9 protein-coding genes are annotated in these 12094 nt (G+C 34.0%); 7 read left to right on the plus strand and 2 right to left on the minus strand.

Annotated features, from left to right (window positions below; translation table 11 throughout):
- Positions 1 to 472: 472 nt before the first annotated feature.
- Positions 473 to 718 (minus strand): hypothetical protein, encoded by a 246-nt coding sequence (locus BC008_RS00085; RefSeq protein WP_058182911.1) that lies wholly within the window; start codon positions 716 to 718, stop codon positions 473 to 475.
- A gap of 1305 nt (positions 719 to 2023) precedes the next feature.
- On the opposite strand from BC008_RS00085, the gene BC008_RS00090 reads away from it, so the two are divergent.
- The 4 genes from BC008_RS00090 to BC008_RS00105 all read left to right on the plus strand — a co-directional run bounded on the left by BC008_RS00090 (position 2024) and on the right by BC008_RS00105 (position 5211).
- On the plus strand, positions 2024 to 2269 hold the full coding sequence (locus BC008_RS00090; protein WP_082650444.1) for a PepSY domain-containing protein: 246 nt from the start codon (positions 2024 to 2026) through the stop codon (positions 2267 to 2269).
- A gap of 366 nt (positions 2270 to 2635) precedes the next feature.
- Entirely contained in the window at positions 2636 to 3310 is a 675-nt protein-coding gene (locus BC008_RS00095) for a response regulator transcription factor (RefSeq protein ID WP_027842765.1), read from the plus strand.
- Positions 3311 to 3334: 24 nt separating this feature from the next.
- Complete coding sequence (locus BC008_RS00100) at positions 3335 to 4600, plus strand: sensor histidine kinase (protein ID WP_027842764.1); 1266 nt, start codon at positions 3335 to 3337, stop codon at positions 4598 to 4600.
- Between the two features lie 206 nt (positions 4601 to 4806).
- A complete protein-coding gene (locus BC008_RS00105; RefSeq protein WP_036265186.1) occupies positions 4807 to 5211 on the plus strand; it encodes a hypothetical protein in 405 nt (134 codons plus the stop codon).
- Between the two features lie 338 nt (positions 5212 to 5549).
- Here BC008_RS00105 and BC008_RS00110 read toward each other — a convergent pair whose 3' ends face one another.
- Positions 5550 to 7136, minus strand: a complete 1587-nt coding sequence (locus tag BC008_RS00110; RefSeq protein ID WP_027843861.1) for a helix-turn-helix domain-containing protein — start codon at positions 7134 to 7136, stop codon at positions 5550 to 5552.
- Between the two features lie 993 nt (positions 7137 to 8129).
- Between BC008_RS00110 and fdxB the strand changes: the two genes are divergently transcribed.
- From fdxB to ctaD, 3 genes are all read left to right on the plus strand, one after another.
- The gene (fdxB, locus tag BC008_RS00115) at positions 8130 to 8423 is read left to right on the plus strand and encodes a ferredoxin III, nif-specific (protein WP_027843862.1); all 294 of its coding nucleotides are present in this window, start codon (positions 8130 to 8132) and stop codon (positions 8421 to 8423) included.
- A 776-nt stretch (positions 8424 to 9199) separates the two neighbouring features.
- Entirely contained in the window at positions 9200 to 10159 is a 960-nt protein-coding gene (locus BC008_RS00120; RefSeq protein ID WP_027843863.1) for a cytochrome c oxidase subunit II, read from the plus strand.
- A 77-nt stretch (positions 10160 to 10236) separates the two neighbouring features.
- Positions 10237 to 11910 carry a cytochrome c oxidase subunit I gene (ctaD, locus tag BC008_RS00125; RefSeq protein WP_036265786.1) on the plus strand — a complete coding sequence of 558 codons (1674 nt, stop codon included), beginning with the start codon at positions 10237 to 10239 and terminating at the stop codon, positions 11908 to 11910.
- Positions 11911 to 12094: the final 184 nt, after the last annotated feature.

Genomic DNA, 12094 nt, shown 5'->3' on the forward strand with positions numbered 1-12094 from the left:
TTTCTTGATTATATTAGGGTGCGGCAATTTTGCCGTACTTTATTCTTCAACACAATTTAGTTCGAACAAAAATATTCACGGAAAAGCTACCCACAATTGAAAAGCGGGGTAGCTTTTGGTTTATCCTGAATCTTTGAATCTCTAAACAATATCTGTGTTTTGATATAGCAGCAGTTACCATAATTTTTAGGACGTTTTCCTGTTCCCTGTTCCCTTTAAACCAAAATTATGATGTCCTAAATGAGGTTTCTGTTACTGTATTACCGAAATTGATATTAAATAGCTATTTTCTATTTCGAAAATATTCTTGAAAAAAAAGTTTTAATTTAGCTGTATTCCGTGTTACAATTCCTCAAGCTTTGGCTGATGACAAGGTTCAGGGGCATCTACGTCTAAAAAGCTTCTATTTAAAAGTCATTTCGTAAGAGAGTCATAAAAATAGCCATTGACATTCTTAGCATATTTTTTCAGATCAGCATTGCTTGCAAAGATATCTGCAAAGTTTATGCTCTTTGAGTGAACCTGCGGTAGAACCTGCAAGAAGGTCTTGATGATATCCATACCCATCTGTATCTCCCAAGCCTGGGATACCATACCCTTCGACGAGTTCTATAGCTTGTACAGCGATATCTCGTACATCTTCTCCACCAATATCTTCTTCCTCTTCGCCAACTCCCGCATCTGGTTCTGAACCATACTCTTCGTCTACCCCGAGCAATTAAAGTTTGTTTCTTTGGTACCGTTGGGGAATATTCTTCTAAAGAAATAGTGTCATTGATTTCAGTCTCTCGTATGACTGTCTCATAAAAAGATTCATCTGAGTTTTTCAAGGCTAAGGTTGGTGAAATACCTGTAAAAGCTAGCACTACAGCAGCAAAAACTACAGTTAATTTACTTTTCATCAATAAATTATTCCTTGACTATAAAATGCGAATTTAAGCAAAGTTTTTGCTTGATAGCTGTTGTCAAGCATTTGAAGTAAATATCTTAAAAGAGTTGTATTTCTTATTTTTATATCAGCAAAAATATAACTTGTAAGATATTTTCGACTTGGAAAATAATAAATAAAAAAGAAACATCAAAAATATTTACTCACACAAAGTATGGAAATATAATTTACTACCAATCATAGTTTGTTTAGCACAAATATTAATTGCAATGACAAGTTATTAGCTTATGAATTAATTATTTCTTTGGTAAAATGTAAAGGTAATTATTCAAATAATTATTTAATAACCTAACTTAGATTGTATAAAGATATGAGGTTACAAAAATAACAAATATACAATTAATAACAAAGTATAACAAATGTTTACTTCAAAAAATACTGTCTGGAAATAATTTATCCCTGCGATCAAATATAATTTTGTCTCATATAGTTAAAATGCATTTACTAGCACATTACTTGTCTAAATCATAGATTTTCAATTGATTTTTATTTAGCGTGACTATAATAAAGCTCTTATGTGATGGGGATAAAAGAGCCTTCACTTATCTCTACAAAAATATATTGATCGTCATTAAAAATAGAAAAATTTTCTACACAAATGAAAAATGGTTCAAATAGCTCAATGTCAATTAAATTAATTTTTCAACTAGAAATATTAGTTAGTGTTTGATTTTCCATAAGAATAATATTTATTTCGCACCCTAATAATTTTTATAAAGAAATATTTACGTGGTTTTGTGGCTTAGACTTTAGGTAATTAATATTTGGAATTTTTATTTAGAAATTTTGCTGAATTAGATGTGCAACAACGACATAAATTAATCTTGGATGAGATTTTTATAACAGGAAAATATTTAAGAAACTTGCAAAGTTCTTGACACTTATCTTCTAAGTTGAAACAAACAATCAAATACTTAGAAGGATTAAGAAATGAAAAACCAACCGAAACTTTACTAGTTGCTTTTAGTTACAGCTTTGGGAATAGTAGAATTTTCTACTGTTGTTCGAACTGAATCTAAAAACGAAGAGCAATAAGAACAGCAACTAGCTGCTAAATTACGTCCTTATGCTGAGATTACTCCCGAACAAGCGAAGAAAGCTGCTCGAGTAACTCTGAGAGGTGATACAGAAGAAGTTGAATTGGATGTCAACGAAAATCACGGCTTGTACTATGAGGTAGAGTCTGCAAAAACAGTAGTTTATATAAATGCGAGAAGTGGTAAAGTCTTAGGTAGCGAGTCTGCAAGTAAAGAAGATGCAGTTGAAGATAGCTTAGAAAGTAGTATAAAAATACCTGATAGCGTTCAACTTCCTTACTAATAAATCATTCAGAATATTACTGAGAATGTAAAAGGGGGTTTTTATGTCCAATATCAAATTCTTAATACCCAATTTAACGCTAACTCTATTTCCCTCAAAATCTAATTATGCAATTTCTTCGTTACTAATTTTTCATATTTTTAACTCTTTACCTCGTCAAAAGGTGTTTAGAAAGTTATAGGGAAATAAAAAATTTTATATTCAACTAACAATTTTAATTGATACTGACAACATGCGAATGATAAAACTTAAATTAACAAAATTTCAAATATTATCAAAATTTCAAGAGATTTAACTTTACACTTTATCTCGATTTATTAGAAGTTTTAATTCTAAAAATTTGTAATCTGATTTTAAAATAAAATAATGAGGATCCTAATTGTTGAAGATGATGATCGGATTGCTAAACCGTTAGCAGAAGACTTAAGAAATCAGCACCATGTTGTTGATATTGCTCGAGATGGTATTGAAGGGTGGGAATACTCACAAGCAGCGGAGTATGACCTAATTTTATTAGATTTAATGTTACCTAGGTTAGACGGTATTAGTTTGTGTAAGAGGTTAAGAGGTACTCAATCACAAGTACTGATTCTAATGTTAACAGCTAAAGATACTACTATTGATAAAGTTATTGGGCTGGATGCTGGTGCTGATGATTATTTAATCAAACCATTTGAATTAGAAGAACTTGCAGCACGAATTAGGGCTTTATGTCGTAGAAGTAGAGAAATTCAACAACCAATTTTAAGGCACAATTGTTTACAACTAAATCCGACTACCCATAGAGTTACTTACAAGAATAAAATTATTTCATTAACCCCTAAAGAATACTTAATACTAGAATATTTTTTGCGTCATCCAGAGCAAATTGTTACTCCATCTATACTTCTTGATAAACTTTGGGAACTCGATAAGTCATCTGGCGAAGGAACAATTAAAACTCATATTACTAACCTACGTAATAAACTCAAAGCAGCAGGAAACATGGATAATTTTATTGAAAACGTATATGGAGTTGGGTATCGTCTTAGTTCTAATTAAATGATAACTATTACTAATAAACCTATGTTTCAAAAGACTCGATATAAACTGTTATTTTCTTACGTCACTGTATTTACAATAATTTTGGGAATTTTTACTGTTACTGTAAGAATATTTTTTATCCAAAGTCTCAAACAAGAACTGATACAAAAACTAATAATTCTTAGCACAGATGAAGCTCATGATGCAAAATTAGAAGAAGGTGTAATTAAGATACGAAGTGATTTCCCGACGGAAGAACTTATTGCTCATAAACAAACTTTGGAATGGTTCGATCTTCAAGGTAAACTTATTCAGCGACAAGGTAAATATGATTTAAATTTACCCTTTTCTCCTCAAAATAATGTGCAATACTTTCAGGTTAAAGAAACTGAATTGATTACATTTACTTTATCCATGAAAGATATAAATAATCATCGTCATTTTGGTTATGTGAGAGTAACTCAATCATTAGAAGATTTCAAGCAAACCGTACAAAAATTAGATTTGGGATTAACGAGTGGAATTGTTATTGCTGTAATTTTTAGCAGTATTGGAGGGATGTTCCTGACTCATCAATCCATGCGACCAATAGAGAAAAGCTTTCAACGTTTAAAGCAGTTTACTGCTGATGCTTCCCATGAGCTTCGCAGTCCTTTGATGGCGATTAAAAGTAATGCAGCAGTTGCACTGAAATATCCAGAAGCGATGCGTCCAAAAGATATCGAAAAGTTTGAAGCCATCGCTAGTGCTGTCAGTCAGATGACTTATCTGACTGAAGATTTACTTTTTTTAGCTCGCAGTGATGCTTATGATGGAAGTACAAAAAACGAACATTTTTCTCGCAATAAATGGGATAAGTTTGATTTGGGGATTACTTTAGCTGAATTATTGCAGTTATATCAACCTCAAGCACTGGATAGACAAATTAATCTCAAAACACAACTAAGTAATAATCTTTATATTTTAGGTAATGTTTCCCAACTGAGGAGAGTTTTTCGGAATTTGATTGATAATGCACTTCATTACACTCCTTCAGGAGGAAAAATTGAAGTAAAAACTAATATTATTAAAAAACTGTTGGTAGTTGAAGTAGAGGATACAGGTATAGGAATTACACCAGAGGATATTGAACGGGTATTCGATCGATTTTGGCGAGCAAATGAGTCCCGTTCCTACCGGGATAATGGCTCTGGACTAGGATTAGCTATTTCGAAAACTATTGTTGAGAACCATGGTGGTTCAATTAGTGTTACTAGCAAATTGGGTATTGGTAGCTGCTTTTCTGTGCGATTACCATTGTTAAGTTGAAATCATGAAATTTATGTTAAACCTACAAAATTATATCTATAGAATTAAACCTATAAACTTAAATGGACGATATTAAAATTACAGAAAAAGAATTAAATATTTCACGAATTACTTTTCGATTTATGTTGATAAATTATTTCTAAATTAAAATTTTTTTACTTATAGTACTTGTATTCGTACATATACAAATCTATTAATATGGGACAATGATGAAAATTTCTGATATTTTGATACTACGTAATAGAAAAGAGATTAATTTTCTCATTGATTATTATGCTTTGCATAAATTGCCAGCCTTTATAAAATTTGAAATTGATTTTGAATGTGAATATACATTAGTACAACCAATGGAAACCGTTTTGATGGTGGCTAACGATCCATATCCACTTGTTGAATATTTTGGTAGTGAAAAGGTTATGTTTGAACGAATTCTTCAGCCTCTAACCCTTGTGGAGCAGTTGTCGTCAAGAAGAGATGAGTTTAAACAAGCATTACGTGCAGCAAATTCTGGAAGTGCTGTGATTGCAATTGAATACTGGAATAGTAGTAAAACTTGTATGTTACAAGATCCAATTTTGGTTGAAAGTCCACAAAATAGGCGCTGCTGCTAGCAGATGAATGAAAATTAATAGGCTGTATTAGAGAAAATATCTATCTTATTTCTAAGATTTTCTTCTGAAAATTTGTTTCTAACAATATTTTGGTTTTGGATATCAAACTCTGAATTCTAAACTTTAAGCTTTAAACTTTAAGCTCTAAACTCTAAACTTATTTCGTGAAATGTGTAGATGCTATTCCTGGTAACCGAAACTAACTACTGTAGATACAGTACATGAATAATACTAAGTCCGGATTAATTACCCCTTTTTAGAATGAGAGAGGGAAGTGTGGGAAGTGTGGGGAAATCCCAAAGAATATAAAGGGGCTTTAAAATCGTACTTGGTATAAATTAAGCCATCTTTAGTACTTTTCTCAATAATATTTGATCTTCTAGTTTTGCTTTAAATCTGCCTTTTTCGATATCTCTAATCCAACTTTGACTTTTACCTGTCAGTTTAGCTAATTCTCTTTGGGAAAGATTCATTTTTTTGCGTGCTTGAGAAATTTGTTCTCCTAAAAGCCCTCCTGCTATTTTCACTTTTCTTCTCATCCTTGAACTTTGCTTTTTTTTATTAACTTCACTATGGTATTGTTGCCACTGTGGCGGAAAGTCAAAAGATAAAATTCGACCGTTCATTAACATATTCCACTTTCCACGGGGACTGACATCTGTAAGACTGCTTTGACTTCCTCCATCTTCGATCCAAAATTCTATCGCTTCATCTGGATCTTCAGGAATATTAACTAATTTTGCCCACAAAGGTTGAATTTCTAGTGGATAGGTCACCGGATCGAATACTGGTTTGATGCCATAGTGATTAAGTATTTCTAAATCATTTTCATAGGTCCGTAGTAGCCGCTTACGTTCGTCCCTTTGGGTACAAGCAAGAGCAAGTTTTTTCTCCCCATAAGCAATGCGCATTAAAGTTGGGACAGTAATTCGCTGCTCTCTGCCAACTTTGCTTTTAAATAATAACCACAGCATCATTCGAACTGCACCTTCATGCTGTTGCCAATAACTCATTACAGTAGTTAGTAGAGATTTTGGCAAACTACCGTATTGGTAAAATGCTTTTCTTTCTTTGCAGGCTTGTTTGTTTAAAAAGTATTTTGCCCAGATACCTGCTTTAATTTTAAACGTTAAGCCTACAAGATGTTTGCAACCAAGTTCATCTTCTTGCAGACTATTGTAGGTTTGTGTCAAATGCCATAAACGACTTTCGGGGATTGAGAACCCTTTAATTCTCCCTTGTTGCGGCCAATTAATTTTAGTTGTCAGAGAACAAACTTGATGAATAATATTTTTGATTAAGTTCAACTTAGAAAGTTTAGTCAGGTCTTTTCGTTTTTCTAACCCTAAGTATTTTTCGATCTGACGGTCGTCAATAACAAATTCTTGCTCCCATGGTCTTTCTTGAGCTGTTGCATGAGCTGCAAAGATTAATAGAATACAGGCTGCTTTGATATCAATAGCTGCGATCGCGTTTAAATCTTTGACCTTTGTCCCATCATCGGGAGCATTAGTTACGTAAAAAGCAATCTCTCCTCTTCCTTGCTTAACTGGTCGACGATAACACAAGCTATCTTCTCCATCTTTTTCCCAAGGTAATGATGCTCTCTGAGATAAAATATTGCAGGCTTCCCAAATTACAATTGCTGAAGCAAAAGGATTAGTCTCCTGGTTCGCAAACAGATATGGGCTAGTAGCCTCTGTGTAGTTAACTTTACATCTTCCTCTTTTTGCTTGCAAAGGAATGGGTGAACTCGTTGGACATACGCTTACACAATGGGGTTCTGAATAATAACCCTCACAGTTATTACAAAGTAAAGGATCGATCCAATACCCATTTCCTTCGATTTTGATTGCACCTGTAGGACACTGAAGAAGGCAGATGTCACATCCAACACAACTCTTGTTAGGAATGGTATAAGGCATAAGGCTGAAGTTTTTCCTACTCTACTCGCTGAGATGTCGGACTCAAGTACCACTTGGATGTGTCCTGTTACTTCACTACACACCACCGCATTTTTGTCGGGTAAAGAAAGTATTTTCTTATTCCGACAAATACATTCATATATCTATTTGCGGACGTTGCATCCAATCAACTCTTTATCAAAAATTTAAACTTGAGCCTGATTTAAATTTTGCTTTTTTATAAGATTTCATAAACATTTAGATAAATTTGTTCATAATGAGCTTATAAATTTTTTTGGGGATTCCTTTTCAAGACCGACTCTCATTGCATCTTATTATTGGGGTAAAACCCTTAGAGAAACTGTTATTCATTAACATCGAACAATCACAAAATTCAACTTTTTTAAATATTTGAAATAAATTTTGTTTATATAATTTAAACATTTGTAATTTAAATTAATATCTTAAGCTTCCAGATTAATTCCTATAGTTTCAGAAATATGAAGATAATATGATGATTTTTGTGTACGGAGAATTTATTAAAACTGATTTCTGTTATGTAGAAACATATAAATAAAGCAAAAAAGTTAAGTATATAAAGTCACGTAATATAAAATTGTTAGTTTATCGTTTAAACATAATATTTTATTAACGACAAAATATCTTTTTTGAGTCAAACAATAATACCTTCAATTGATAACTAGCGAATTCAATTTGGATAGTTATCTATTTGCTTTATAAATTATCTGCCAAATATTGAAATATTAAAGTAACCAAGTGCTTGCAAAAATCAAGTGATAGTAAAAATTGAGCCTTAAAAATATTTTTCTTATTATTCATTAATAGAAAATATTTTCATTAGTTATATTTTAATAAAAATTTTGTTCTGGGATATTAATAAAAATGCAACTTTATATAGAATAGAAAATGATTTATTTTTATCACTTTAAATAAAGACTCTTAAGTTAGAATAAATGCAAACAAATCACTATGCGTTCATTAGAAGGTTGAATTATGTCAGCAGTAACAGGACTAACATTTGGTGGTAAAACTTGGACGCCAGAATTTGCGCAAGAAATTGATAAAGATAAATGTATCGGTTGTGGCAGATGTTATAAAGCATGTGGATATAATGTGCTGACATTAAAAGCATTAGATGAAGAAGGTGAATTTGTTGATGATGAAGATGATGATGAAATCGAAAGAAAAGTAATGGTCGTTGCAAACAAAGATAATTGTATTGGCTGTAAGGCTTGTTCTAGAATTTGTCCTAAGAATTGTTATACTCACGCAGCGTTAAATAATTAGGAAACTCCAAGAAGATAACTTATCCCAAATGAATTTTTTCGCGATCAGTGTTTTATAGTCAACTATCGCTTGTCAATCATTACAATGGGATATTTTGATTTACTGTTTCCTTGGTACTGTTGTAATTACTTTGTGGCTGCTTAGGGTTATTTTTTACTAAATTAGGCGCAATTCATTAAATCTATTGAAGCGCCTAAATTTATAGATAGAGGAGAATAAACATATTTCTATTATTTAAAAGTTTATTGCAAACATTTAGACACTATATATCAATTTTGAATATTTAATTTTGTGCTAATCATAAGGAAATTTAGCAGGTACTAATATAGATGATATTTGTGTTTATATTTACTTAATACAAATATCCTCAAGTGTGACTAAATAATACAGAAAATTACAGATTTTTAAATACTACTTGCCTGGGTATAATTCCATCAGCGGGTAGTTATTTTTATATAAAAAAATTTAGAAATGAATTCCTTTAGAATCAATTATTTAATAAATATTAGGATTTAAAAGTGAAATACAATTACACTTTAATATGTCAATAGGACAGTTAGCCGTATTAAATCAGAAATAATTGATGGATTTTTACTCAGTCTAACTTCCTGTAACAAAAATAATTATGTCTATTGAGTCTGGCATCTGACACAATTATTTTTGGCTATTTGTTAATGGGGATACATATCAGTAATATCTCCAAAAACAGCTTCAATTTTAAATTCCCGAACACTCAATACTCAACAATTGACTCATATTGAAACTAGCAGGTATTTATGCTTCAAATTCCTGTTTCACTCCTAACTTTAGTGGCTGGAATTACAGTCACTCTTTTCAGTATTTGGGTTGGTCAACACCACTCTTTACTTCCGGTACAAGCATCCGAGCAAGCACCCTTAGTAGATAATTTTTTCAATATTATGGTTGCAATCGCTACTGCTTTATTTTTAGTAGTAGAAGGAACAATTATAATTTTTTTGGTGAAATTTCGTCATCGTCGTGGAGATGATACAGATGGGGTTCCCATCGAAGGAAGCTTTGCTTTGGAGGTTTTTTGGACAGCAATCCCAACAATTATTGTAATCTGTTTGGGTATATATAGTGTCGATGTATATACCCAAATGGGAGGAATTAAACCGCGTAATAGCGAACAAATTGCTGGAAATCTGAATAAATCTGGAACTGCAATTGCTGCAACTTTAAGTGATGAGGGTGGAGATAGCTTACAAACAAAAGCACTCAAAAGTCCCACCATTGGAATTACAGGAGAAAACAACAAAAAAGCAGACTTAGTAGTCGATGTTACAGGAATGCAGTTTGCTTGGATATTTAATTATCCTGAAAGCGGAATTACCTCTGGAGAACTCCATGTTCCTGTAGGTACGAAGGTTAAACTGAATATTGCTGCGACCGATGTAATTCATTCATTTTGGGTTCCACAGTTTCGTCTCAAACAAGATGCAATTCCTGGTATCCCTACAACATTAGGATTTACTGCAACTAAAACTGGTACCTATCCAATTGTTTGTACCGAACTATGTGGTGGTTATCATGGTTCGATGCGATCGCAAGTTGTAGTTCATTCTCCCGAAAGCTTTGAAAATTGGTTGTTAGCTAACGCTACCAATACTGATAAAGTCACCAATACCATAGCATTAAGCCCTGAAGAGATTCTCACTCCATATGCTCGCGAACTGGGAGTTAATGCTGATACTTTGGCTGCTATTCACCAATAAAACTATTCCCAATTAATGATTCCCAATGAATTACTCACAATGAATCATCCATAGCAGCAACATCGCAAATATCACTTATGACACAGACACAATTACAATCGCCAGAACTTCCAGTGAATCATGGCGCTCACCCTGAAAAATGGAAGTGGTACCACTACTTTACCTTTAATATCGACCATAAAGTAATTGGTATTCAATATCTGGTAACGGCATTTATATTTTATTTGATTGGCGGGTTGATGGCTGTTGCTATGCGCGCCGAACTTGCGACACCAGACCCGGATGTTGTCGATCCCAATCTGTATAATGCTTTGATGACCAACCACGGGACAATTATGATTTTCCTGTGGATTGTACCGAGTGCAATTGGTGGTTTTGGTAACTATTTGGTACCACTGATGGTTGGGGCTAGAGATATGGCATTCCCCAAGCTAAATGCTATTGCATTTTGGTTGAACCCGCCAGCTGCGGCATTATTGGCTGCCAGTTTCTATTTTGGTGGTGGTTCCCAATCAGGTTGGACAGCCTACCCACCCCTCAGTTTAGTTACTGCCCCAACTGCCCAAACATTGTGGATTTTAGCAATTGTTTTGGTCGGAACTTCTTCAATTTTGGGTGCTTTAAACTTTGTGGTCACCATCTGGAAATTGAAAGTTCCCAGCATGAAGTGGGATCAATTACCCCTATTTTGTTGGGCAATTTTGGCAACCTCTGTTTTAGCACTACTTTCTACACCTGTATTGGCTGCAGGTTTAGTTTTGCTCCTATTTGACCTCAACTTTGGTACTTCCTTCTTTAAGCCAGATGGTGGCGGTAATGTAGTCCTTTACCAACATTTATTCTGGTTTTATTCTCATCCGGCAGTATATCTGATGATTCTGCCAATCTTCGGCATTATGTCTGAAGTGGTTCCCGTTCACGCCCGCAAATCAATTTTTGGTTATAAAGCGATCGCTTACTCCAGCGTAGCGATTTGTGTAGTTGGTTTATTCGTCTGGGTACACCACATGTTTACGAGTGGTACTCCTGGTTGGATGCGGATGTTCTTTACTATTTCCACCTTAATTGTTGCAGTTCCCACAGGGGTAAAAATTTTTGGTTGGGTCGCAACCTTATGGGGAGGCAAAATTCGCTTTACTAGTGCGATGTTATTTGCCCTTGGTTTACTATCAATGTTTGTCTTGGGTGGTTTAAGTGGCGTCACTATGGGTACTGCACCTTTTGATGTCCATGTCCATGACACCTATTATGTAGTTGCTCACTTCCACTTTGTCCTATTTGGTGGTTCCGTATTTGGGATTTACGCCGGAATTTATCACTGGTTTCCTAAAATCACCGGTAGGTTTTTAAATGAAACTTTGGGTAGAATTCACTTTGTTCTCACCTTTATCGGAACTCTTGCAACCTTCTTACCAATGCATGAATTAGGTTTGCAAGGAATGCCTCGCCGGGTAGCAATGTACGACCCGCAATTCATGGCTTTAAATCAGATTTGTACCATCGGTGCTTTTGTCTTAGGAGCATCAGTAATCCCCTTCTTTATTAATGTCCTTTGGAGTTGGGGATTTGGACGAAAAGCCGGAGACAATCCTTGGAACGCTCTTTCTTTAGAATGGACGACCTCTTCACCTCCAGCAATTGAAAATTGGGAAACTCTACCTGTGGTTACCCATGGACCCTACGAATATGGTTTCAATGAGGAGGATGGTACTTCTGTAAAATCAGGTACTGCAGCTGAGCCTAGTGCTTGAAATATTGGAATGTAATACTTATTTGCAAATCTAATTCACAAATCTAAAGCTGGTGACAGAATTTTAAAGGCTCTCCAAAAAGTTTTTGGGAGGCACAGAGAGCCTCCCGAGGCTAAATTTCTTACCAGAGAGAAGAAAGCAAATAAGGCAGTTATCTATCTACTAGTAGTAATGCAACCCTAAC

Origin of the sequence: Mastigocoleus testarum BC008 (assembly GCF_001456025.1) — a bacterium.
GTDB classification, from domain to species: domain Bacteria; phylum Cyanobacteriota; class Cyanobacteriia; order Cyanobacteriales; family Nostocaceae; genus Mastigocoleus; species Mastigocoleus testarum.